Raw genomic sequence first — 23,153 nt, forward strand, 5'->3', positions numbered from 1 at the left:
CCAGCGACGAACTCACGGCCTATCCCGACGCATTCAAAACCTCCTGGTTGCACACGGAACTCTACAAGGCCCGCAATTTCAAGCAGTGGATGAGCAAGGGTTTGTACCTCGGCACACTGATGGTCGGCATCGAACAGAAGGTACTTTGCGGCAACGTGCCGTGGACGCTGCATCATCAGCATTCCGACCATGAAATGCTCAAGCCCGCTTCGCAGTGCAAGCCGATCGAGTATCCGAAGCCGGATGGCAAGCTGACGTTCGACCGGTTGTCTTCAGTGTTCATCTCGAACACGAATCATGAAGAGAACCAGCCGGCGCATCTGACGCTGAAAGATCTCACCGTGCCCATTACGGTGAACCTGCAAAAATACGCCGGACCTGAAGCAAGATTCTGCCCGGCAGGCGTCTACGAATTCATCAAAGAAGAAGATCACCACCGCTTGCAGATCAACGCGCAGAACTGCGTGCACTGCAAGACCTGCGACATCAAGGACCCGACGCAGAACATCGTGTGGGTCACGCCTGAAGGTGGCGGCGGTCCGAACTATCCGAACATGTGATCGATCTTCAGCCTGACCATGACGCTAAAGACGCAGTATGAAAATTGTCCGGTCCGTTGGATGAAACATGAGCACGCGCTGTCGCTCAGCTAGCTGCATTATGCAGTGCTGCATCCGATTGGTTGTTCCGCGTTTCCAACCCGTTAAGACGTCTAATGGCGATTGCGGCATCGTCGATCATGTCGTCAAAGATCGCTTCCACAGACTTCACGGCATCGGCAAAAACGACAGCCGGACCATAATCCAGCATGCCCACGCTCGTGTCCCCGGTCAAATACGCCTCGTGCGCAAGCGCTCCCATCACATGCGGACGAAACTGTTCAAAGTCGGTGATTTTTGCATCGTCGAGCGCGAGCACGGCGCGAGCGCTGTCATTGAGAAGGACGCGATGGTGATCGCCGATCGCTCGTTTCACTACGACGCTCTCCGTGCCGTCTCCACGCACAACTTTCTCCTTGTAGCTTTCGTGTATCCATAGTTCTTCGGCAACCATCATCCGGGACCCCATGATGATGCCGTCTGCACCCATGGCCAGCACGGCAGCCATTTGTCGACCTGTGCCAATGCCGCCACCAATCACGACGGGCAGGTCCACGACTGAAGGGCCGTGCGCTGCTTGCACCATGCTGCTGATGCCAAAGAGGCCTGGGTGCCCTCCGCAATCATTGCCCACCATGATGATCGAATCGACGCCCAGCCGGGCGGCGCTGTGGGCATATTTGACGGCTGGGACTTTGTGCAGGATCTTTATGCCTGCCTCCCGCAACGCACCGACGACGGGTTGTGGACTGGCACCCGCAGTCTCCACGCAACTAACTCCTTCCTCAATCAGAATGCGAATCTGCTCGGCGACCCTGGCAAGTCCGCCGCTTTGCCGTGAGATATACAGATTGACGCCAAAAGGTTGTCCTTGCGTCAGTTGGCGGCAGCGCTTCAGTTGTGCGTGGAATTCGTCGGGGTCTGCGAATCCTGCTGCCACGATAAAGCCCATGCCGCCCGCATTGACTACTGCAGCTACGTAGTCGGCATCGGATACGCGAGGTCCGAGGCCTCCACAGAGTATCGGATGGCGGATACCTAGAAGATCGGTGATACGCGTTTTAAATAGCTGGGAGCGCACGATGTAGTCCGTTTGCGGGCAGCATTAACTGGGTCGCCGTTTTGTCAGAAATGCACGAGCTAGTTGATGTTGTTCGGTCGGTTAGCGTCGCGGCAAGCTGTGTCGCGAGCGTGGTGTCGAGCAGCTGCCGATGCCCTCTGACAGAGGAGGGTGTTCATGATTTTTGGTCTCCCGCAAGCCATTGCGTGGCAGGGCGAGCAGTTTGTCCGCCGGTTATGCGTTCAGTTCGTCCGGTCTGTTGAGCGTGATAACCCGCAGAGAGCCGTCAGACATAATCTGTCATTCGACGGGCATTGCGTACATGCTCGTGGTGATTGCTGTCACGTGAGTGTCTCCTTGTATGTTGCCCGACGTCATGGGCTGGTCTTTAACGCGTTAGCCCGAGCGCGCAAATCGCTTTTGCGCACTTTGCCCGATGCTGTGCGAGGCAATTCGTCGACGATAAGCAGGTGCTCAGGCGTTTTCTGCCGCGCCACGCCGGCTTGGGCGAAATGTCGCTGTATGGCGGAGAGATCGAGTTCAGCGCCGGGCTGTAGCACGACAACGGCGCACACCTTTTCGCCGTATTGCGCATCGTGCTGCGCGACCACTGCGACGTCCCTTATCGCGTTGTGTGTGGCCAGCACACGTTCGACCTCTGGCGATGAAATGTTCTCGCCACCACGAATCACAATGTCTTTCTTGCGATCGGTTATCGTCAGGCAATTCGCCGCATCGAGCTTGCCGATGTCGCCTGTACGAAACCAGCCGTCGGCGCTGAAGGCGTTAGCATTGAGCGACGGGTCGGTGTAGCCGACAAACAACTCGGGACCCTTTGTCAGAATCTCGCCCTCACTTCCCGTCGGCAAGTCACGATCGAACTCATCGACGATGCGAACCTGACTGCCGGGCTGAACGCGACCGTCTGTGCACGCGCGCTCGGCGAACGTATTCTCGCGCCAGCCGATGCTGACCGTCGAATGTTCCGTCAGGCCGTAAGCGCGCGTGCCGGCGAACCCGGCGCTGTCGGCGAGCGCCACATGTTCCGGAGTGACTCCCGTTCCCCCCAGTCCGTAAGTGACCAGAGACGAGAGATCGCGTCCGGCGTGCCGTGCTGCGTCAAGCAATCCCTGAAGATGAAACGGCGTGCCTCCGGACAGGCGAACGCGATAACGCTCGATCAGTTCCGCTGCGAGCGGGGCGTCCCAGCGGTCCATGAACACCATGTCGGTGCCAGTCACGAAAGGACGGAGCAGGAAATTGAAGCCAGCAATGTGTCCGGCGGGGAAGGGCGTGAGATACGGCCCTGAGCCGTCTATGAATGGAATCGACCACTCGGCTCCGACGGTCTGATGTGTGTGCTGAACGCCCTTCGGAGCGGCAGTGGTGCCTGAGGTATAGAGCAGCAGGCAAACGTCCTGCGGTTGCGGTGGCGAGTCGCTTTTGAGGTTGGCATGCTTCGAGATCGCTTCGATCTCTTTCAGCGTGATGCCGTTTTCTGGCGTGCGCTCGCCGACGACGATCACGCGCTCCAGATCAGGCAGATTGCCGAGCGCTTCGACGCGCTCCAGAAAATCGATCCCGCGCCAGCGCTCAGGCACGCACAGGAATCGCGCGCGCGATTGACGCAGAATAAAGCCGACTTCGGCAGGGCCATAGATGTGCACAATGGGCACCAGTACTGCACCGACTTCGAGTGCGGCGATGTACAGCACGGCGGTCTCTTGCTGAGTTGGCAACTGCATGGCGATAACGTCGCCGCGGCGCAGACCGACGGCACGCAACCCGCGCGCGAGTCGATCCGCGGCGGTAGTCAACTCCAGAGTAGTGACGCTCGTCAGTCCCCGCTCGGTATGGAAGTGCATGCGCGTTTCCGGTTTGGCATGCGCAGCCCTCGACAACAATACGTTCAACGGTACGTTCGGAATCCAGTTTCTATCGCTGGCCGGCTCGTTCATGACAATGGCTCCAGCAACTTGCGCAACTGATCGACAAGCGCCAGCGGCTGATCCAGCATGAGGTGGTGATGTGCGCCGGGCATCGTGATCAGATTCTGCGCGGTAGGGATGGCATCGACAATTCTGTTGGCACGATCGGCGCTGACAACCGTGCTCATTTCCGCATGTACGTAGGTCACAGGGACCGCTATTCGGCCCAGCAACCCCTCATCGCTCTCGACCGTCTGAGTATGACGCAAAGCCGGGTCGAAGCGCCAAGTCCAGCCCGTCTCTGTCTGCCGCAGCGATGTACTGGCAAGATGATCCATCAGCCATGGCTCACACTTTTGACCGGGAATGAGCCGAAAGTGCTTCATGCCGGACGCAACATCGGGATACGGTCGAGGGGCTGGGCGCCTTTCTATCACTGGAAGCGCGTCGCCGGGCAGCGCATAGAATGAATCGAGCACAAGCGCATGGCGGATCAGTTCGGGGAACGTCGCGCAAGTCTGGAGAAGGCGTGAGCCACCAAAGCTGTGACCCACCACAATGGCCGGTGCAATGGATGCCGCATTGAGCACTGCCGAGAAATCACTCACAAAACTGTCGGAGCGATACGCCGCGCGATAAGCACTCTCGCCCATGCCGCTAAAGTCGAACGCGTGCACACGAAATCGTTCCGTAAAAAACGGTGCAATAAAGTCCCACCAATGGCTATGCCCCAGATAGCCGTGCGCGAACAGCAAGCCGGGCTTGTGCGTGTCTTCGGCGTTCCAGGACACATAATGGACGCGTGTGCCGCTGGCATGGGTGAAATGAGAGTGGCGTGCTTGTTGCAGAGCCCATTCGAACCATGAAGGTGCCGCGCTCATCGTCACATTGACTCCATCATTGATTGGCCTTTAACAGGGGACTCCGCTTCGCGCGTCGAGGCAAACATCGTCCGTTCGCATTATCATACACCGTTCATATTTACGTGTCTGAGTTGCGGTCGATTCATCACAGCTCGGCACATTGGGTCCGCGTCTTCGGTTGCCGGTGTGTGCAGAGGGGAGAGGCGCACGTATTGGAGCATCTTAGAGCAACGTCTTCTCTGCATTGCTTTCACTGCGCGCTTTTTCTGGTAACTTAGCGTGGCCGAATTGACTCGCCTTTCAGGAAGCGGCACCTGTCGAGTGCACCCGAATGGACCGTCTGGATTACGGTCCGTGTCAATCGCACCTTTTATTCGCCCGGATCTTCATGAACCTGGCATGCGGGTCTCAACCGATCAACAATATGGGTGCTCGAAAGCCCGCCGACCTGCTCTTTGCCTCTCTCGCGGACGCTTCCCGAAGGCAACTATTGACGCTGTTGAACGCGGGTGCGCAAAGCGCGCCTGCATTGGCTCGCAAACTGAACATGTCGCGCGCAAGTGCGCTTGGACACCTGGACGTGCTTCGTGAAGCCGGCTGGGTTGAAGTCGCTTGCGACGAACATGGCGAGGCGCTCTACTCGAAGCGTTCTCAGGCCGAAAAGCTGTTTTTCGCAGAATGTACAGCGTTACAGACGCCGGCAGGCCCCGAGCCAGGCGATGCACTGGACGCGCAGGCCGCGGCATGGGCGCGTGAGTGGCCCGCGGAGGACGTGAATGTCTACCTCATCGGTCAACGGCTTCTTCGACTATCAGCGCACATCGACCAGGCCCTCAAGGAGGCCGCGGCAAGTCAGGGCATTCTGCCCGCGGAGTTATTGCTGCTCGATGCGCTTTTGACTTCCGGGCCGCCCTACAGACAATCTCCGACGCAACTTCAGAAGCCGTTGGCGATGACACTTGGCGGTATCACAAAGTGTGTAAGTCGGCTGGAGCAGATGGGGCTGGTCGAGCGTACGCCGGACCCTACCGACGGGCGCGGGATTCTGGTGCGGATGAAGCCACAGGCGCGCAAGATTCTCGAGAAAATTCTCAGCGAAGCAACCTATGGGACCGACTGGGTGGCGTCGAGTCATATGGCGCCGGAACGCCGCGCGACACTGTCGAGTCTGTTACGCGAGCTCCAACTATATGCAGACGCGGAGGCTGCACGTCGAAGTGGGGAGGGGGAATAAAGCTTCCACGACGCTGCGTTCCAGTAGCGAAACTCGTGACTCTCTCTGTCGCGATTCACTGTTGATGCTGCGAGTACGAAGCAGGTCTGACTCAGGCTGGCATTCCTTCGCCGGCCATCTCCCTCATCTTCTGTTTACGCCGGTCCCATGCGTTCGCGACCAACGACCCACATCGCGTGACCCTTCGCGCTGGTATTCATCTCTTGCACTGTAAGAACCGCTCATCTCCTGAGCGAACACAGCGCGCCGCTATGTAGTCGCAAATGCATTTCTCCCACTGCCTCGGTATAAACCCTCAGTGCGGCCAATGTACTTTCCCAGTAAAGTAAATTCCAGATGGTCGAAATGAGCAGGACATTCACGCTAAACGGAGATGCGAGCGATGAGAGCCGCGTATTTCAGGAAAGTTGGTCTGCCGTTAGAAGTTAGGAGTCTTGCTGATCCTAGTCCTGCGTCTGGAGAGGTCGTTGTGAAAATCCATCGCTGCGGAATTTGCGGCTCTGATCTTCACATGACGGATGGACACGCACCGCATTTCACGCTGCCCGAAAACTCGACCCTGGGTCATGAATTTGCCGGCGAGGTTGTTGCTGTCGGAAAAGACGTGGAGAAACTGAAAGTCGGCGATCCAGTCACGGCGCTCCCTTTCTCAGGGTGTGGGCGCTGCGCGACCTGTCTCGCCGGCAAGCCGAATTTCTGTGCGCAATTCAAGGGCTCGGCAGCGGGCTTCGCGGAATACGCAGTTGTCGCCGAGCGTGTCACGACGAAGCTTCCCAACACCCTGAGCATGGAGGACGGCGCGCTGATCGAGCCCATGGCGGTCGGCTTGCACGGCGTTGCACTGGGGCGGCTGAGACCCGGCGCAAGAGTGCTCGTGATTGGCGCAGGTCCGGTCGGTCTCGCTACGATTTTTTGGGCACGGCGCTTAGGCGCGGGCCGTATCGTAGCGACCGCTTCTTCGCGGCGCCGCGAGGCGCTGGCACGGCACATGGGTGCAGATGCCTTTGTGGTCCCCGAGGCGGGGCAGGATCTGGCGGCACTGGCCGCTGATGCACTCGAAGGGTCACCAGACGTCGTATTCGAATGCGCGGGACAGAAGGATCTGATTGCGCAGGCGATTCACTGCGTCAAGCCGCAAGGCGATGTGGTGGTGCTCGGCTTTTGCACCGTGCCCGATCAATTCGTTCCCGCGCTGGCCGTATGGAAGGAAGTGCGGATCCAGTTCGCCGTCACCTACAGCATGCAGGAGTTCACGCATGTCGCAAATGTGTTCGACGCCGGCCACGTCGAACCGCGCATGATGATTACCGGTCGCGTTTCGCTGGACGCGTTGCCGGATGCATTCGAGGCGCTGCGTAACCGTTCGACTCAATGCAAGGTAATGGTGAATCCATGGCTCGACTGAAATCCTGGAAGGACTACGTTGCGCGGCTCGCAGACGCTGAAAAGCTGCTGGAGTTGACGGAGACGCCGGATGACCCGCAGACGCGCGCGGATTTATATCGCCAGTTCCAGATGAACATGTCGCTTGCCTACTTCATCTACTTTCAGTCCGATCCGCATCATCCAGACTGGTTGCCGTTCCTGAACTCGGTATTCATGCTGCAGCCCAACCCGGACGATACGTACTTCATCGCTCCATTGCGTGGCGACTTGCGATACCGGTTGACGGGAGAGCGCGGCAGCGTGCATCTGCTTACGCTGGATATCGGCCGCGGCATTATGGGCACGACCGACGAAGTGCATCCGCCGCTCGGCCAGTTCAATCTCGACGATCTGGAAATCGGCAGCGACGGACGTTTGGAACTGCTACTGAGCGCGCAGCGACCGGAAGGATACGAAGGAAACTGGCTGCCGCTGCATCGCGACGCCGACTTCGCGATGTTGCGTCAGCGCTCCTATGCGTGGGGCGTGGAGCGTGATGCGCGAATCGCCATTGAATGCCTCGACGCGCCGCTGATAAAACCGTTGATGGGGCACGAGGAAATTGCACTGCGCACCCACCAGCTGATGGGCTACGCAGAACGGTTGTCGCGTCGCTGGCTCCTGCATATGCAGCAATTGCGCGTGCGCATGAAGACGAACGAGTTTGAGTTCTTTGCTTTTGGCGGCGGCCTCGCGAAGCAGGCGTACTGGCAGGCGATTTTTGACTTTGGTGTTGACGAGGCTTTGATCCTCGAGACGGATTTGCCACAGGAACGATGTTACTGGAACGTACAACTGAACGATGCGCTCTTCAACGCACTCGACTATGTCGATCACCAGAGCAGCCTCAATGGGCACCAGGCACACGTCGACGAAGACGGCCGCTTTCGCGCGGTAATAAGCCATCGCGACCCGGGCGTGCCGAACTGGCTCGACACCTGTGGACGCAATCGCGGGACGGCGATCGGCAGATGGTATGCGTGCAGTTCGGAACCGGTGCCGACTCTCAAACGTGTTCCCTTGGCCGACGTGCGTAACCATCTGCCGGCACAAACTCCCTTCGTGAACGAAGTGGAGCGCACGAAACGTCTGCGGGAGCGGCACATTGGTGCGCAACTGAGGCGGCGTTGGTGAGCGCATTGTAAATTTAAAAGGAGACACGGCATGTCATTGCCAGAACGATTTACGGGGGCGGAAGACGCGCTTCACGCCGCCGCCAGCGCGGCTGCCCGATTGAGCGATTTCGGAGACGGTGCCGAATATTTGCCGGGACTGACGCAACTTCTGCTCGCCCTCGACGAGGACGGTCCGCGCTTTGCACCCGGAGGACGCGAATTCGCGTGGAATGCGATTGCCGGCGCGCTGGTGTCCCGGCTGACGCTCGTCGAAAGCCTGCGCACGCATGCCGATGTGTTGCTGCGGACTCCGCGGCGGCCGCTCATCATTACCGGCATACCGAGAACCGGCACGACGGCATTGCACAAGCTCTTATCGGTGGACCCGCAGTTTCAGGGCCTCGAAAAATGGCTGACTGTGTTTCCGCAGCCGAGGCCGCCGCGCGACACGTGGAGCGGCAATGCGCAGTTCCAGGTGACGGCAGCGGGGCTCGAAGCATTCTTCAAGGCGGCACCCGAGATGCGCGCGGCACACAATATCGTGGCTGATGAAGTCGACGAGTGCCTTGAAGTTCTGAAGCAGGGATTTTGCAGCAACCTGTGGGGCTCATCGTTCCGCGTGCCGCAATACGACCGGTGGTGGCGCGAACAAAGCGAGCTTCCTGCATACCGGTATTTCGCCAACGCGATCAGCGTGATCGGGGCGCGAGACAGCGGAAAGACATGGCTGCTGAAGAATCCCGGGCACATCATGCAGTTGCCCACACTGTTCGAAGTCTTCCCGGATGCCTGCGTCGTGCAAACACATCGCGATCCGGTTGAAGCGCTGCCTTCGCTTGCGAGCGTATTGACGATGGCGCGCCGCATTTCCGAGGGCGAGCATGTCGATATGCGTGAGATAGCACGGCGCGAAGTCGACAACTGGTCGCGCGCCACCGAAGCTGCAATCGAGGCGCGCGCGCACTTGCCGAAGAGCCAGTTCATCGATATACGGCAACAGGACTTTCACGCCGATCCACTGGGCACCGTAAGACGCATCTACGGTTATTTCGGCTTTACGTTGAGCGCCGAAACGGAGCACGCCATGGGTTTGCGCATCGAGAAGAAGCCTGAAGGCGCGCATGGTGCCCACAGATACACGCTCGCCGAATTCGGTATTGCGCCGGAAGCTATCAGTGAGCGCTTCGCCCGCTACATCAACACTTACGGATTGCATCGATCATGACTCTGACTCTTTCTCCGTTCTCGGGCTTGCATCAGATTGCCTATGTCACCACCGACATTTCACAGGCAATCGATTATTTCGCTCACAAGTACAACGTTCCCAAGTGGCTTGAACTGCGCGAAATCGAGATCGAATCCATGGCGGGACGTAAGTGCACGCAGAACGTTGCACTAGCATACGTAGGGGCAATTCAACTAGAACTGATTCAGCCGCTCTTGGGTGACGATCATGTGTACCGCGATGCGTTGCCTGAAACGGAATTTGCGATTCGCCATCACCACGTCGCGCAACTGATCGCCACCGAAGCTGATTTCGCAAGGCAACGGGACGAACTCGCCGCGCAAGGTGTGCGCATTGTGATAGACGGCGAGGCGAAGGGGATGGCGCGCTATTTTTATACCGACCACCGTGCGACGCTGGGCCACTACCTCGAGCACACCTGGTTTTCTCCTGCCGGTCTCGCCGGCATGGCAAAAGTGCCGCGCAACGGAGAGTAGACATGCAAGCGCACCGTGAGACGACTGTGCAACACGACGATCACCAGCTAGCGGTAGACGTGGCGACAGCGGCGGGAAGCGTGCTGATGGCGATACGCGCGTCGGCTGGGTTGATGGGCAAGCCGTTGGGCGCAGTGGGCGACGCCACGGCAAACGAACTGATTACCCGATTGCTCGCGCACGCGAGACCTGCTGACGGCTTTCTCACGGAAGAGGCCGCCCCTGATACAAAGCGCCTCAACCTTGACCGCGTATGGGTCATCGATCCGCTGGACGGCACCCGGGAATACGGCGAGCACGCCGAGGGGCGCGACGACTGGGCGGTGCATGTCGCACTGACCGTTGGCGGCAGGCCCGTCGCTTGCGCGGTGGCCCTGCCGGCTCTGGGCGTGACGTTCGGTACGGCAGCGCCGCCCATTTTGCCCGTAGCGCCAGCGGGCCGCCTGAAGATTCTCGTGAGTCGTACCCGTGCGCCCGAGCTGGCGTGGAAGGTGGCCGAGCGTCTGGACGCCGAACTGTTGCCAATGGGCTCGGCAGGCGCGAAGGCAATGGCGGTCCTGCGTGGCGAGGCGCACGCCTACCTCCACGCGGGCGGTCAGTACGAGTGGGATTCGTGTGCGCCTGTGGGCGTGGCTCTTGCTGCTGGCCTCCATGCGAGCCGCATCGATGGAAGCGCCTGTACCTACAACTGCGCGGACGTCTCGATGCCGGATTTGCTGGTGTGCCGCCCCGAAATCGCCGAGCCGTTGCTGGCCGCCATCGCGGCTTCAAAGTAAGTGCCTGTTACTCAAGGATTCGCCATGTCTATCCTGACTCACCTGCAGCGGCTCGAAGCCGAGAGCATTCATATCATGCGGGAGGTCGTCGCGGAGGCCGAACGTCCTGTGATGCTCTACTCGATCGGCAAGGACAGCGCCTGCATGCTCCATCTCGCGAAGAAGGCGTTTTATCCGGCGCCGCCGCCGTTCCCGGTGCTGCATGTGGACACCACGTGGAAGTTTCGCGACATGTATGCGATGCGCGACCGGATGGCTCGTGAGACGGGAATGGAATTGATCGTGCACCAGAACCCCGAAGCGAAGGAACTGGGAATCAACCCGTTCGATCATGGCTCGCAAGTTCATACCGACATGTGGAAGACCCAGGGCCTGAAGCAGGCGCTGGACAAGTATGGGTTCGACGCAGCCTTCGGTGGCGCGCGACGCGACGAAGAAAAATCACGTTCTAAGGAGCGGATTTTTTCGTTTCGCACAGCAACGCATCAATGGGATCCGAAGAACCAGCGTCCTGAACTCTGGCGTCGGTATAACGTGCGCAAGAACAAGGGCGAATCCATCCGTGTGTTTCCGATCTCCAACTGGACCGAACTCGATATCTGGCAGTACATCCATATCGAGAACATTCCGATTGTGCCGCTGTACTTTGCAGCAAGACGTCCGGTGGTGAATCGCGACGGCGTGCTCGTGATGGTGGATGACGAACGCATGCCGCTCAAGCCCGGTGAACGGCCCGAGGAGAGGATGGTGCGCTTCCGTACACTTGGATGCTACCCGCTCACTGGTGCAGTGGAATCGGAAGCCACGACGTTGCCGCAAATCATTCAGGAAATGCTGCTGACTACGACCTCTGAGCGGCAGGGCCGCATGATCGATCACGACAGCGCCGCGTCCATGGAAAGAAAGAAGCAAGAGGGGTACTTCTGATGGCACACGTCTCCGACCTGATTGGCTCCGACATCGAACGGTATTTGAAGCAGCACGAGACGAAGAGCTTTTTGCGCTTCATCACATGCGGCAGCGTGGACGACGGCAAGAGCACGCTCATCGGCCGTCTGCTTTACGAATCGAAGATGCTGTTCGAGGATCAACTCGCGGCGCTCGAGGCCGATTCGAAGAAGGTGGGCACGCGTGGCGGCGAAATGGATTACGCGCTCCTACTGGATGGCCTTGCCGCGGAGCGGGAGCAGGGCATCACCATTGACGTCGCTTACCGGTTCTTCTCGACTGAGCGCCGCAAGTTCATCGTGGCGGATACGCCCGGGCACGAACAGTACACCCGTAACATGATTACGGGGGCATCGACGGCGGATCTTGCCATCATCCTGATCGATGCGCGCAAAGGCATGCTGCAGCAAACGCGCAGACACAGTTACCTGATATCGCTGATCGGCATCCACAATGTGGTGCTCGCGATCAACAAGATGGATCTCGTCGATTATTCCCGCGAGAGATTCGACGAGATTTCGCGTGACTACCGCGAATTCGCGGACAAGATTGGTCTTTCACATGTGACGGTCATACCGGTCTCGGGCGTGAACGGCGACAACATGGTGGAGAAGAGTGCGAAGACACCCTGGTACGATGGTCCTGCCCTGATGCATCATCTGGAAACGGTCGAGATCGACGAGGCGCGTCTGCAGCGGCAGCCGTTCCGCTTCCCGGTGCAATGGGTCAACCGTCCCAACCTTGATTTTCGCGGCTTCGCCGGCACGATTGCATCAGGCGTCGTGCGTGTAGGGGATCGTATCCGGGTGCAGCCATCGGGACGGGAGAGTACCGTGGCACGGATCGTTACCGCGGATGGCGATCTCGACGAGGCAGTTGCCGAGCAATCCGTGACGCTCACGCTCGCGGACGAGGTGGACGTTTCGCGCGGCGATTTAGTGTCGGCCGCGGATTCGCCCGCGCAGACTGCCGATCAGTTCGACGCGACCATCGTGTGGATGAACGACGAGCCAATGCTGCGCGGACGCAGCTATCTCATGAAGATCGGCGCGCGGACCGTGACAGCGACAGTGCTTCCGCTCAAGTACAAGGTCAACGTCAATACGCTCGAACACGTGCCGGGTGAGACGCTGACGTTGAACGAGATCGGCGTCGCGGAACTCGAACTGGACCGGCCGATTGCGTTCGATCCTTACGAGGAGAACCGCGAAACGGGCAGCTTTATCCTGATCGACCGGATGAGCAACAACACGGTCGGCGCAGGCATGCTGCGCTTCGCGCTGCGGCGCTCGAGCAATATTCACTGGCAGACGCTCGAAGTCGACAAGCGGGCGCGCCGCGTGCTGAATGGGCATCAGAGCGGTGTCGTATGGCTGACCGGCATTTCGGGGGCGGGAAAATCGACGATAGCGAATCTGCTCGAGAAGCGCCTCCACGCAATGGGAAAACGCACGTATCTACTCGATGGCGATAACGTGCGCCACGGGCTGAACAAAGACCTTGGATTTACGGCGGAAGATCGCGTGGAAAACATCCGTCGCGTCGCCGAGGTTGCAAAGTTGATGACCGACGCAGGCACGATCGTGATTACGGCCTTCATTTCGCCGTTCCGTGCCGAGCGGGCGATGGCGCGCGATCTGGTGGAGGCGGGCGAGTTTATCGAGGTATTCGTGGACGCGCCGCTCGACGTTGCCGAGCAGAGAGATCCGAAGGGGCTGTACAAGAAGGCACGGCGGGGCGAGCTGAAAAACTTCACGGGTATCGATTCGCCTTATGAATCGCCGGAACATCCGGAGATCCACGTCGACACCACGAAGGTGTCTGCAGAAGCAGCCGTGGAAGCGATCTTCGACAAACTGCACACAATGGGCTTTCTGGATGTGCATCGGGGGGCGCCGTTATGACGGGTTGCGCCCGGCACTGCAATCGCAACCAGTCGCAGCAGTCCAGCGCGAAGATGACGCGCAGCGGAGCGCCATTGTCGCAACGGAATTGGAATCAATCGAAGGCATCCGCCGTGCTGCGCGTGACGGCAGGCAACTTCCTCGAACAGTTCGATTTCTTCCTGTTCGGCTTCTATGCCACGCAGATTGCTGCGGTCTTTTTCCCGGCGGGGAGCGAGTTCGCTTCACTGATGATGACGTTCGCGGTGTTCGGCGCGGGCTTCCTGATGCGGCCGCTCGGCGCGATCATCCTTGGTGCGTATATCGACGATGTCGGCCGCCGCAAGGGCCTGATTGTCACGCTGTCGATCATGGCGAGCGGCACCATCCTGATCGCGTTCGTGCCCGGCTATGCGACGATCGGACTATTCGCCCCAGCCCTCGTTCTCATTGGCCGTCTGCTGCAGGGCTTCTCAGCGGGTGCGGAACTGGGCGGCGTGTCGGTTTATCTGGCCGAGATGGCGACAACGGGCCGCAAGGGTTTCTTCACGAGCTGGTAGTCGGCGAGCCAGCAAGTGGCGATTGTCATCGCTGCCGCGCTCGGCTTCGCGCTGAATCATTGGCTCGACACGGCGACGATTGCCGCATGGGAATGGCGCGTGCCGTTCTTCGTCGGCTGCATGATCGTGCCGTTCATCTTCATCTTGCGGCGCAATCTCGAGGAAACGCAGGAATTCAAACAGCGCCAGCATCGCCCGAGCATGAAAGAAGTCTTCACGACGCTCGTGCAGAACTGGAACGCCGTGATCGCGGGCGTGCTGCTCGTCGCAATGACCACCACGAGCTTCTATCTGATCACGGTGTACGCGCCGACTTTTGGCAAGACGGTCCTCCATCTCAGTACCGCCGATAGCCTGCTCGTCACTCTGTGCGTGGGGATCTCGAACTTCATCTGACTGCCCATCGGCGGCGCGCTGTCGGACCGGATCGGACGCCGTCCGCTCCTGCTCGGAATGACGATGCTGGCAATTGCGACGGCGTACCCTAGATCAAGCGGGACTGCGGCAGACTGAATCTACCGCAGTCGTCAGGCGCTTAGCGTCGGTTCGGCTCAAGCATGGTCGCTCGCGCTAACCACTCCTTGACCGACTCGCCCATCGCGGACGCCGAAATGCCGTAGCGGTCGTGCAGCGTCGGGAGCGCGCCGGCGGCGAGGAAGGCATCGGGCAGCGCGATCTGCCTGAACGGGCACGACACACCCGCGCGCATCAACTCGGTAGCAACCGCTTCACCCAGTCCGCCGATCGTCGTATGGTTCTCCGCCACCACGACGAGCCGTCCCGAGCGCTTTGCCTCGCGCACGATGGTTTCGGTATCGAGCGGCTTGATGGTCGGCACGTGCAGCACACCCACGCCGATGCGGTCGCGCTCCAGCGCCTTCGCGACTTCCAGTGCCCGCATGGTCATGATGCCAGACGAGATCACGAGCACTTCCGCGCCATCGCGCAGCATCTTTGCCTTGCCGAGCTCGAACGTGTAGTCGTATTCGTCGAGCACGGCAGGTACATTGCCGCGCAAGAGGCGCGCGTAGACGGGGCCGTTGTGCGCGGCAATCGCGGGCACCATCTGCTCGATATCGAGTGCGTCGCACGGATCGATAACGGTCATGTTCGGCATCGCGCGCATCAACGCGAGGTCTTCCGCGGCCTGGTGGCTTGGACCGTAACCCGTCGTCAGGCCCGGCAACGCGCACACGATTTTCACGTCGAGATTGTCTTCGGCGATGGCCTGGTGCATGAAGTCATACGCACGGCGCGTCGCGAACACCGCGTAGGTCGTCACGAACGGCTGAGCACCCTCGTGCGCGAGGCCGGCCGCCGCGCCCATCAACAATTGCTCGGCCATGCCCATCTGGTAGTAGCGCTCTGGAAACTCCTTCGCGAAGATGTGCAGGTCCGTGTACTTGCCGAGGTCGGCGGTCATGCCCACCACGTTGGTCTTCTGCCGCGCCAGTTCGACGAGCGCGTGACCGAACGGCGCGGAGCGTGTGAGCTGGCCTTCGCCCGCAATCGACGCGATCATCGCCGAGGTCTTCAGGCGCGGTTTGCTGATGGTTGCGTTGGTCATGCTTGTCTCCCGATCTCGTGCAACTTCGTTGTCTCCAGTGCTTCGAGCGCGAGCTGCCATTCGTGCGCGTCGACGCGAATAAAGTGGTTCTTCTCGCGTTCCTCGAGAAACGGCACGCCACAACCCATGCGCGTATCGGCGACGATCATGCGCGGCTCTTCGCCATGATGCTTGCGGGCCGCGTCGAACGCTGCGGCCACGGCTCCGATATCGTTGCCGTCCACACGTTGCGTGAACCAGCCAAACGCTTCGAGCTTTTCGACGAGCGGCTCGAACGCCATGATCTGCGTCGACGGTCCGTCTGCCTGCTGGTTGTTCACGTCTACAACGGCGATCAGATTGTCGAGCTTCCAGTGGCTCGCGGACATGATGCCTTCCCAGATTGCGCCTTCGTCGAGCTCACCGTCGGAGAAAAGCGTGTACACGAACGACTTCGAACCCTTGCGCTTGAGTCCGAGGCAGCGGCCCACTGCGATCGTCAGGCCGTGGCCGAGCGAGCCGCCGGACATTTCCATGCCGGGCGTGTAGCTCGCCATGCCGGACATGGGCAGACGGCTGTCGTCGCTGCCGTACGTTTCGAGTTCCCCGGCGGGCAGAATGCCGGCCTCGAGCAGCGCCGCGTAGAGCGCGATCGCGTAGTGTCCGTTGGACAGCAGGAAGCGGTCGCGCTCTTCCCATTCAGGATCTTCCGGGCGATAACGCATTGCGCCGAAGTAGGCGACGGCCAGCACATCGGCGATGTCGAGCGCTTGCCCGATATAACCCTGGCCTTGCACTTCGCCCATTAACAGCGCGTTTCTGCGGATGCGGTAAGCGTGCTCGGCAAGCGATGCCGTCGACGCATTGGATGGACTGTTCATGTCGTCTCCTGAGATCAGTCGGAATAGTTGAAAAGGGTCAGCGATTCACGGATTTCGCGGGCACCAGGAACACAAGGCAGGCGCCGAGCGTGACCGCAGTGGAGATGAAAATCAGCCCCGCGGTGGAGCGGCCCGTCAGGTCGTTGAGCCAGCCCACGATCGCCGGCGAAAAGAAGCCCGCGAGATTGGCGAAGCAGTTCACCGCCGCGATGCCGGCTGCGGCCGACATGCCGCCAAGCAGCGCCGTCGGCAGTGACCAGAACTGTGACGACGACGCGAGAATGCCGGCCGCCGCAATGCTTAAACAGATGATCGACGCCGGCACGCTGCCGAGCGTAGGCAGGATCGCGAAGCCCGCTGCGGCGATCAGCATTGGAATGGCCAGGTGAAGTCTGCGTTCCCGGCGACGGTCCGCGCTCATGCCGATCAGCGGCAGCGCGACGATTGCGCACAGATAAGGAATCGCGGTGAACACGCCCACCCACAGCGGATCGGCGACGCCCGATTTACGGATGATCGTCGGCAGCCAGAAAGTCAGCCCGTACTGACCGAGCACGACGCAGAAGTAGATCGCGGCCATCAGCCACAAGCGGCGGTCGCCGATGAACGAGCGAATCGAAATATGGGCAGTGGTGTGAGCGTTATCGCCGGCGACATTGCGTGCAAGCAGATTCTTTTCCGCCTCGGAGAGCCATTTCGCCTTGGCGATGCCGTCGTCGAGATAGAGCAGAATCGCGACGCCGAGCACGAGCGACGGCAGCGCTTCGAGCACGAACAGCCACTTCCAGCCGGCCATATTCATTGCGCCGTGAAGCGAATGCATGATCCAGCCCGACAGCGGACCGCCGAGTATGCCCGCGAGCGGGATCGCCATGAAGAAGAGCGACAGCGCCTTGGCTCTGCGCGCGGCGGGAAACCAGTACGTCAGGTACAGAATGACGCCTGGCGCAAAGCCCGCTTCTGCGACGCCGAGCAGAAAGCGCAGCGCGTAGAACGCAGTGGGCGTCTTCACAAAAACGAACGACGCGGAAATCACGGCCCACGTCAGCATGATTCGCGCGAGCCACTTGCGCGCGCCGACACGATGAAGGACCAGATTGCTCGGCACTTCGAACAGAAAGTAACCGAGAAAGAAGATGCCCGCGCCCATGCCATAGACAGTTTCGCTAAAGCGCAGGTCGTTGAGCATCTGCAGCTTGGCAAAGCCGACGTTGACGCGGTCCAGATATGCACCCAGATAGCACAGCATCAGAAACGGAATCAGCCTGCGGCTCACTTTCGCATAGGTGAGCGACTCGAAGCTCGTCGAGTCCGCGTGCGCCAATACATCGCCGTCGATAGGCGAAGCGGTGTATTTCGATTTCATGTTTGTCTCCTTCCATGTGCCCCGAGTTGGCCCAGGTGCCAGGAATATGGCGCCGCCTCGCAGGCGAGCGCTGTCGTCAATGAATGAGCATGCCGCCGTTCACATCGAGCGTGATGCCGGTCAGATACGTCGAGAGATCGCTCAGGAGAAAGAGGCAAGCGTTCGCGACATCGGCGGCATCGCCTAGCCGGCCGAGCGGAATGCCTTTGATGATGTCCACGCGCATCTCCGCGGTGAGCTTGTCGCCGGTGATGTCGGTCTGGATCAGGCCCGGCGTGATCGAGTTCACGCGGATGCTGTCGGGACCGAATTCGCGGGCCATTGCGCGCGCGAGACCCAGGACGCCGGCTTTCGCAGCGCTGTAATGCGGGCCGCCGAAAATGCCGCCGCCGCGTTGCGCCGACACAGAGGACATGCACACGATGCTGCCGCTTTTTTGCTCTTTCATCGCAGGCAAGACGGCTTGCGACATGTACAGCGTGCCGCGCAGATTGACGTCGACAATTGCGTCGAAGCCCTCGGCGCTGATGTCCAGCGTGCGCACCGGTTGAGTGATGCCAGCGTTGTTGACGAGGCCGTCGATGCGGCCATAGCGTTCGAGCGTCGCGGTCGCGGCCTTCACACAGGCGGCTTTGTCGGTGACGTCACAGGCGAGGCCGAGGTGCTCGGCGCCGAGGTCGGCAGCCGCCGCTTTCGCGTCTTCCTCGCGCAGGTCGAGGATCACGACTCGTGCGCCTTGGGCGGCCAGCGCCTTCGCGGTCGCCTTGCCGATTCCGCGCGGCGAAGCAGCGCCCGTTACGATAACCACCTTGTTCTCGAGCAGCATCACTTGTCTCCTGGATGTTGATGTGATGGCGCAAGTTTCCGGCAGGCCGCCCCTCGCATCAACGCGGTACGGCTCAACTATGCTTGAGAAATTTTCAGGTGTTCGGGTGAGGGAGGCAGACCGAAGCTGGGCTTCGGTTTGCGGACAGCGGTCCAACTGCCGGAATGGGGGAGGTGATGGAATACCCTGGGTGTCGATCGTGCCTCGCTGCTAGGCCGGACGATCCTTCTGGCCGATTTCCCGTTCGATCCATGCGATGAATCGCGCGACCCGCGGCAGCTCCGCATTCTGCGGCGGGTACACCAGATGATGCGCGCCGACCTCGACCGCATGGGAGTGATCGAATACCGGCACGAGTGCGCCTTCCCGGATGCGAACCGACGCCAGCATCAGGCTTTCGAGCGCGATACCGAGACCGAGCGCCGCCGTCTCGAGCGACATGTACGAGCGGTCGAAAGAAAAATCGAAGGTCTTGTGCTTGGCGGAAACGCCGGTGCGCCCGAACCACTGTTTCCATTGAACCAGCGGCGTTTCCGAGTAAATCAGGCGATGCTCGAGCAGATCTTCCGCGGCGGTGAGCGGATGGCTCTCCAAATAGGCCGGCGACGCGAGCGGTGCGATGAATTCGTTACGCAATGTGCGGACTTCGAGATCGCGCCAGTTCGCGTAACCGTGCCGTATGTCAATGTCGTAATAGCCGCTCGTGAACGACACGTCTTCGTATGAGCAGGCGAGGTTCAACTGGATGTCGCCGTTCGCTTGCTGAAACGACGCAAGCCGCGGCAACAGCCACATGAGCCCGAAGCTGGGGCTCGAATGCACGCGCAGGATTTCGACCTCGGTGCGGCTCGATGCACGCTCGGTCGCGCGGCTCAGATCGGCAAGAGAACCGGTCACGTCCGACAGATAGCGCTCGCCTGTCGGCGTAAGCATGAGGCCCCGGCCTGAGCGATAGAACAGCGCCTGGCCAATGATCGACTCGAGATTGCTTAGCTGATGACTCACCGCCGATGCGGTCAGTCCGAGTTCTTCGGATGCACGATTGACGCTGCCGGTTCGGGCCACGCTTTCGAAAGCGATGATGGCTTTGACGGGTGGGATGCGCATAGTCAGATCCTCTCAGTGCAAGACTGCGGTTGCATAAGCAAGTGTAATCGCGGGCTGCTTGCGGGGCGCAGGCGAATGAGACGCCGTGAGTTCCCTTTTCGCAAGACCGAAGAGCACATGTCGAAGCCGGCAAAGGACGCTTTCGAGGCGTTCGGCATCTGGTCACCTGGGATGCAGACCAAACGCTGGTCAATCCGCTGTCTGCGGTTCCACGCGGTCTGTTGCTTGACTCGAAGTATCGTGAAGGTGTCGCGCAGTTGGCCTCGCGCGGCCTGTCATACGATGCGTGGCTGTTCTTTCCACAACTTCCCGAGCTCTTCGATCTCGCAAAGACGTACCCTGACATGCCGGTCATCACCAACCACTGCGGCGGGGTCGTGCGGATCGCCAGCTACGCGGATAAGCGCAAAGAGGTTTTCGACAACTGGTCGCGGTCCATGCGTCAACTGGCTCACCTGCCGAACGTCTACGTCAAGGTCGGCGGCCTGTGAATGCGGATCAACGGCTTTGACTTCGAGAAGGGAGAGCGTGCGCCATCCTCTATTGTATTGGCCGAAACCTGGAAGCCGTGGATGCATACGTGCATTGAGGCCTTCGGTGCGAACCGTTGCACGTTCGAGAGCAATTTTCCAGTCGACAAAGGCTCGTATCCGTATAGCAACGGTTGGAACGCGTTCAAGCGCCTGACTGCGCAGGCAAGCGCTGACGAACGTGCTGCGTTGTTCGGCGGGACGGCGTCCAGAGTTTATCGGCTTGCTTGATCACTTCGATCGCCATAACAGCGCGTTGGTACACTCCGCGGTTTCCTCCATCGAGCGTTGTTCGATGCCTCCCAGCATGCGTTGTCATGCGCTTACTCGGCCGCAGATAAGGGCGGGCGTCGAACCCGTCCGGGCCCGAAAATGAAAGTCGAGCAATACATGTCGGATCGCTCTATTTTTCCTTCCTTGCTGCTTCGGCCAGCATCGCATCGCCGATCTGGAAGTTTCCGCACGCCCTTAGCGCTTCACCGGCGCCACGGATATCGCTCACTTCCTTGTTCTGACCCAGCTTGCTTTTGCCGACGAGCCGCGTGATGTCGATCTGAATGCCGACGATCGATTTGAGCAGGGTGTCGATATAGTCTTTGGGTGCATCGCCCATTTTCCATGGTTCGGACTGCGTCGCTTCGTGCGTTTTAGTCAGTCGTGCGACTACGCCGCGAACATAGCGCTCGTCATCGTGGATGGTGATGCGCCCATATGCGTGAACGACGATGTAGTTCCAGGTCGGCACCTGCTTGTGAAATTCGTGCTTGCTCGGATACCAGTTCGGCGAAATGTAGGCGTCGCCCGCACGGAAGACGACAAGCACCTCGTCACCGTTCTCGACGTCCTGCCACATGGGGTTGGTCCTTGCGACGTGCGCATGAAGTACCCCGGGTTCGCCTTCCTGCGCTGTCAGTTCGAACGGAATGTGGTTGGCGTCAAGGCCGCTTTTTCCGTGCGTTATCAGTGTGCCGAAAGGGTGTTGCTTGATGCGCTCGTGAAGGACATCGGTGCGAGATTCGTTGAAGTCGGCCGGTACGTACATTGTCGGTTCCGCCAGGAGGTGCAGCATAAAAATGTCATGGCCGCGATTCGGCCCTGGAGCATTGTGCTGAAGAACTGGTTTATTCTACAGATCCAGTTTCGACGATATTTGTAGGACCGGAATTATGGCCAGAACACCACGACTCGTGGACATTCCCTCGCTGGGTACATTGGATCGCGCCGCCGGCAGCCTGAGCCGGCAAGTGGCGCAGGCGTTGCGGGAGGCGGTGAGTAAAGGGGACCTCCAACCTGGCGATGCGTTGCCGTCAACGCGATTGCTGGCGGCTTCACTGCAAGTGGCGAGAGGCACAGTGATCGAGGCCTACGATCAATTGATTGCCGAGGGCTTTCTGGAATCGAGGCCCGGCGCGGATACGCGTGTGGCACAAGCGCTTGTGCAACCGCAACAGCAACCGCAACCGCAGCGGCAACGCAGAAGCGAATCGCTCAAAACTCGCCGGAAGACGGCACCGCGCGGCTTGCCGGAGCCGGCTGCGGCGTTTGCACAGATCGCACGCGAGTTCAGGCCGCTTGCCCCGGTACCGTTCGCCATCTCGGTCCCTGTCGGCCTCACTGCGCCGGCCGATATCTGGCGCCGGCTTGGCAACCGCTTGCGCGCAAAAGGGCCCGGTGCACCAGCGGGTTACACCGATCCGCTTGGTGCATTACCGCTGCGCGAAGCGATCGCCGCCTACGTGCGCAAATCGAGGTCCGTACATTGCGAAGCGGGGCAGGTCATCGTGACGAGCGGAACGCAGCAGGGGCTTTTTCTTTCCAGTCAGGTCTTGCTGGGCCCGGACGATCAGGTCTGGGTTGAAAATCCGGCCTATCGTGGCTTGACAGCCGTTCTGGAGAGCACCGGTCATCGCGATTCGATGGTTCGCGTACCGGTCGATTCGGAGGGCATCGATGTTCAGGCGGGGATTCGAATGGCGCCTCACGCGCGCGCCGCATTCGTCACGCCGTCACATCAGTATCCGTTGGGCATGCCGATGAGCATGAGTCGACGCAACGCGTTACTGGTCTGGGCGCGCGGCAACAACGGATGGGTCGTCGAAGACGATTACGACAGCGAACTCCGGTATGAAGGTTATCCATTTCCTTCGCTCCAGGGACTCGATCCGGAGCGAGTGGTTTATCTCGGTACGTTCAGCAAGGTCCTGTTTCCATCGTTGCGATTGGGTTATGTCATTGCTCCCGACTATCTCGTCGACGCCTTCTGCGGTGCCCGCATATTGATGGACCGTCATCCGCCGAACGCCGACCAGCACGTCCTGGCCGCGTTTATGGCCGAGGGGCATCTCGAGCGCCACATCCGTCGGGTGCGCAATGTCTACGCCGATCACCGCGCGCTCCTCATCGAGGCGCTCACCGCGATGCTTCCAGGGGACGTTGCATGGATAGAGCCGGGTGATCAAGGCATGCACCTCGTCCTGTGGCTGGCTCAGAGCATCGATGATCGACTAGTCGTTGATCTGGCTACCAGGGCGGGCGTCTCCGTGCGCCCCATTTCGACGACGTTCGCGCCGGGAACTGGCCGGCCGGGCCTTGTTCTCGGTTTTGGCGGCTATAGTCGCGAGCAAATGAAGACGGCTGCCGAGCGGCTTGCCGTGGTCGTCAATAAGGTCGCCAGGTCTCGCGACGCCAAGCGCGTGTGAGGCAGCCTAACGAAGTTCATCGGTAGGGAAACAACCAGGTCCTGGTTCCGTTCGTTCGCGGTCAATCAACTCCAACAGCGGAACG

19 protein-coding genes and 2 pseudogenes are annotated in these 23,153 nt (G+C 60.1%); 12 read left to right on the forward strand and 9 right to left on the reverse strand.

The annotated features are described in order from the left end of the window. Positions 1-560: 4Fe-4S dicluster domain-containing protein (locus C0Z16_RS33430; protein ID WP_208638662.1), on the forward strand; the 560-nt coding region annotated here is incomplete at its 5' end. An 85-nt stretch (positions 561-645) separates the two neighbouring features. Here C0Z16_RS33430 and C0Z16_RS33435 read toward each other — a convergent pair. From C0Z16_RS33435 to C0Z16_RS33445, 3 genes are all read right to left on the reverse strand, one after another. Continuing rightward, complete coding sequence (locus tag C0Z16_RS33435) at positions 646-1,680, reverse strand: NAD(P)H-dependent flavin oxidoreductase (RefSeq protein ID WP_102636286.1); 1,035 nt, start codon at positions 1,678-1,680, stop codon at positions 646-648. 353 nt (positions 1,681-2,033) lie between these two features. Then, positions 2,034-3,617 carry an AMP-binding protein gene (locus tag C0Z16_RS33440; RefSeq protein WP_102636287.1) on the reverse strand — a complete coding sequence of 528 codons (1,584 nt, stop codon included), beginning with the start codon at positions 3,615-3,617 and terminating at the stop codon, positions 2,034-2,036. After that, positions 3,614-4,468 carry an alpha/beta fold hydrolase gene (locus C0Z16_RS33445; protein WP_102636288.1) on the reverse strand — a complete coding sequence of 285 codons (855 nt, stop codon included), beginning with the start codon at positions 4,466-4,468 and terminating at the stop codon, positions 3,614-3,616. The genes C0Z16_RS33440 and C0Z16_RS33445 overlap by 4 nt, the downstream gene beginning before the upstream one ends. Before the next feature lie 313 nt (positions 4,469-4,781). On the opposite strand from C0Z16_RS33445, the gene C0Z16_RS33450 reads away from it, so the two are divergent. From C0Z16_RS33450 to tcuC, 9 genes and pseudogenes are all read left to right on the forward strand, one after another. After that, positions 4,782-5,684 (forward strand): ArsR family transcriptional regulator, encoded by a 903-nt coding sequence (locus C0Z16_RS33450; RefSeq protein WP_244201452.1) that lies wholly within the window; start codon positions 4,782-4,784, stop codon positions 5,682-5,684. A gap of 382 nt (positions 5,685-6,066) precedes the next feature. Further along, positions 6,067-7,089 (forward strand): alcohol dehydrogenase catalytic domain-containing protein, encoded by a 1,023-nt coding sequence (locus C0Z16_RS33455; RefSeq protein ID WP_102636289.1) that lies wholly within the window; start codon positions 6,067-6,069, stop codon positions 7,087-7,089. Next, positions 7,077-8,243: a DUF1214 domain-containing protein gene (locus C0Z16_RS33460; protein ID WP_102636290.1), complete on the forward strand. Its 1,167-nt coding sequence runs from the start codon at positions 7,077-7,079 to the stop codon at positions 8,241-8,243. The genes C0Z16_RS33455 and C0Z16_RS33460 overlap by 13 nt, the downstream gene beginning before the upstream one ends. A 30-nt stretch (positions 8,244-8,273) precedes the next feature. Then, complete coding sequence (locus C0Z16_RS33465) at positions 8,274-9,449, forward strand: sulfotransferase family protein (protein ID WP_102636291.1); 1,176 nt, start codon at positions 8,274-8,276, stop codon at positions 9,447-9,449. Between the two features lie 26 nt (positions 9,450-9,475). Beyond that, complete coding sequence (locus tag C0Z16_RS33470) at positions 9,476-9,946, forward strand: VOC family protein (RefSeq protein WP_244201454.1); 471 nt, start codon at positions 9,476-9,478, stop codon at positions 9,944-9,946. Between the two features lie 2 nt (positions 9,947-9,948). After that, positions 9,949-10,722 carry a 3'(2'),5'-bisphosphate nucleotidase CysQ gene (locus tag C0Z16_RS33475; RefSeq protein ID WP_102636293.1) on the forward strand — a complete coding sequence of 258 codons (774 nt, stop codon included), beginning with the start codon at positions 9,949-9,951 and terminating at the stop codon, positions 10,720-10,722. Positions 10,723-10,752: 30 nt separating this feature from the next. Beyond that, entirely contained in the window at positions 10,753-11,649 is an 897-nt protein-coding gene (gene cysD / locus C0Z16_RS33480; protein WP_208638663.1) for a sulfate adenylyltransferase subunit CysD, read from the forward strand. Continuing rightward, complete coding sequence (gene cysN, locus C0Z16_RS33485; RefSeq protein ID WP_102636295.1) at positions 11,649-13,574, forward strand: sulfate adenylyltransferase subunit CysN; 1,926 nt, start codon at positions 11,649-11,651, stop codon at positions 13,572-13,574. Before cysD ends, cysN begins: the two co-directional genes overlap by 1 nt. Before the next feature lie 53 nt (positions 13,575-13,627). Then, positions 13,628-14,608, forward strand: a pseudogene (gene tcuC / locus C0Z16_RS33490) (tricarballylate/proton symporter TcuC); the annotation flags it as partial. 40 nt (positions 14,609-14,648) lie between these two features. Here the strand turns inward: tcuC and C0Z16_RS33495 are convergent. The 5 genes from C0Z16_RS33495 to C0Z16_RS33515 form a co-directional block, all read right to left on the reverse strand. After that, positions 14,649-15,680, reverse strand: coding sequence for a transketolase family protein (locus C0Z16_RS33495; protein WP_102636296.1), 1,032 nt, complete (start codon positions 15,678-15,680; stop codon positions 14,649-14,651). Continuing rightward, positions 15,677-16,540: a transketolase gene (locus C0Z16_RS33500; RefSeq protein WP_102636297.1), complete on the reverse strand. Its 864-nt coding sequence runs from the start codon at positions 16,538-16,540 to the stop codon at positions 15,677-15,679. Before C0Z16_RS33500 ends, C0Z16_RS33495 begins: the two co-directional genes overlap by 4 nt. 37 nt (positions 16,541-16,577) lie before the next feature. Continuing rightward, positions 16,578-17,906: an MFS transporter gene (locus C0Z16_RS33505; RefSeq protein WP_102636298.1), complete on the reverse strand. Its 1,329-nt coding sequence runs from the start codon at positions 17,904-17,906 to the stop codon at positions 16,578-16,580. A 76-nt stretch (positions 17,907-17,982) separates the two neighbouring features. Beyond that, positions 17,983-18,732 (reverse strand): SDR family NAD(P)-dependent oxidoreductase, encoded by a 750-nt coding sequence (locus C0Z16_RS33510; protein WP_102636299.1) that lies wholly within the window; start codon positions 18,730-18,732, stop codon positions 17,983-17,985. Between the two features lie 210 nt (positions 18,733-18,942). Next, a complete protein-coding gene (locus C0Z16_RS33515) occupies positions 18,943-19,839 on the reverse strand; it encodes a LysR substrate-binding domain-containing protein (RefSeq protein WP_102636300.1) in 897 nt (298 codons plus the stop codon). 113 nt (positions 19,840-19,952) lie between these two features. On the opposite strand from C0Z16_RS33515, the pseudogene C0Z16_RS33520 reads away from it, so the two are divergent. Further along, positions 19,953-20,600 (forward strand): annotated as a pseudogene (locus C0Z16_RS33520) (amidohydrolase family protein); the annotation flags it as partial. Between the two features lie 172 nt (positions 20,601-20,772). Here the strand turns inward: C0Z16_RS33520 and C0Z16_RS33525 are convergent. Continuing rightward, on the reverse strand, positions 20,773-21,411 hold the full coding sequence (locus tag C0Z16_RS33525) for an FMN-binding negative transcriptional regulator (protein ID WP_102636317.1): 639 nt from the start codon (positions 21,409-21,411) through the stop codon (positions 20,773-20,775). Between the two features lie 124 nt (positions 21,412-21,535). On the opposite strand from C0Z16_RS33525, the gene pdxR reads away from it, so the two are divergent. Then, positions 21,536-23,068, forward strand: a complete 1,533-nt coding sequence (pdxR, locus tag C0Z16_RS33530) for a MocR-like pyridoxine biosynthesis transcription factor PdxR (protein ID WP_102636301.1) — start codon at positions 21,536-21,538, stop codon at positions 23,066-23,068. Positions 23,069-23,153 lie beyond the last annotated feature (85 nt).

The sequence above is a fragment of the Paraburkholderia rhynchosiae genome, assembly GCF_002879865.1.
Taxonomy (GTDB): Bacteria; Pseudomonadota; Gammaproteobacteria; order Burkholderiales; family Burkholderiaceae; genus Paraburkholderia; species Paraburkholderia rhynchosiae.

Coding starts and splice junctions, on each gene's coding strand:
- C0Z16_RS33440 (WP_102636287.1), bottom strand. CDS start 3,617: ATGAACGAGCCGGCCAGCGATAGAAACTGGATTCCGAACGTACCGTTG.
- C0Z16_RS33495 (WP_102636296.1), bottom strand. CDS start 15,680: ATGACCAACGCAACCATCAGCAAACCGCGCCTGAAGACCTCGGCGATG.
- C0Z16_RS33460 (WP_102636290.1), top strand. CDS start 7,077: ATGGCTCGACTGAAATCCTGGAAGGACTACGTTGCGCGGCTCGCAGAC.
- C0Z16_RS33525 (WP_102636317.1), bottom strand. CDS start 21,411: ATGTACGTACCGGCCGACTTCAACGAATCTCGCACCGATGTCCTTCAC.
- C0Z16_RS33515 (WP_102636300.1), bottom strand. CDS start 19,839: ATGCGCATCCCACCCGTCAAAGCCATCATCGCTTTCGAAAGCGTGGCC.
- C0Z16_RS33445 (WP_102636288.1), bottom strand. CDS start 4,468: ATGAGCGCGGCACCTTCATGGTTCGAATGGGCTCTGCAACAAGCACGC.
- C0Z16_RS33450 (WP_244201452.1), top strand. CDS start 4,782: ATGGACCGTCTGGATTACGGTCCGTGTCAATCGCACCTTTTATTCGCC.
- cysN (WP_102636295.1), top strand. CDS start 11,649: ATGGCACACGTCTCCGACCTGATTGGCTCCGACATCGAACGGTATTTG.
- C0Z16_RS33500 (WP_102636297.1), bottom strand. CDS start 16,540: ATGAACAGTCCATCCAATGCGTCGACGGCATCGCTTGCCGAGCACGCT.
- C0Z16_RS33475 (WP_102636293.1), top strand. CDS start 9,949: ATGCAAGCGCACCGTGAGACGACTGTGCAACACGACGATCACCAGCTA.
- pdxR (WP_102636301.1), top strand. CDS start 21,536: ATGGCCAGAACACCACGACTCGTGGACATTCCCTCGCTGGGTACATTG.
- C0Z16_RS33455 (WP_102636289.1), top strand. CDS start 6,067: ATGAGAGCCGCGTATTTCAGGAAAGTTGGTCTGCCGTTAGAAGTTAGG.
- C0Z16_RS33510 (WP_102636299.1), bottom strand. CDS start 18,732: ATGCTGCTCGAGAACAAGGTGGTTATCGTAACGGGCGCTGCTTCGCCG.
- C0Z16_RS33465 (WP_102636291.1), top strand. CDS start 8,274: ATGTCATTGCCAGAACGATTTACGGGGGCGGAAGACGCGCTTCACGCC.
- C0Z16_RS33505 (WP_102636298.1), bottom strand. CDS start 17,906: ATGAAATCGAAATACACCGCTTCGCCTATCGACGGCGATGTATTGGCG.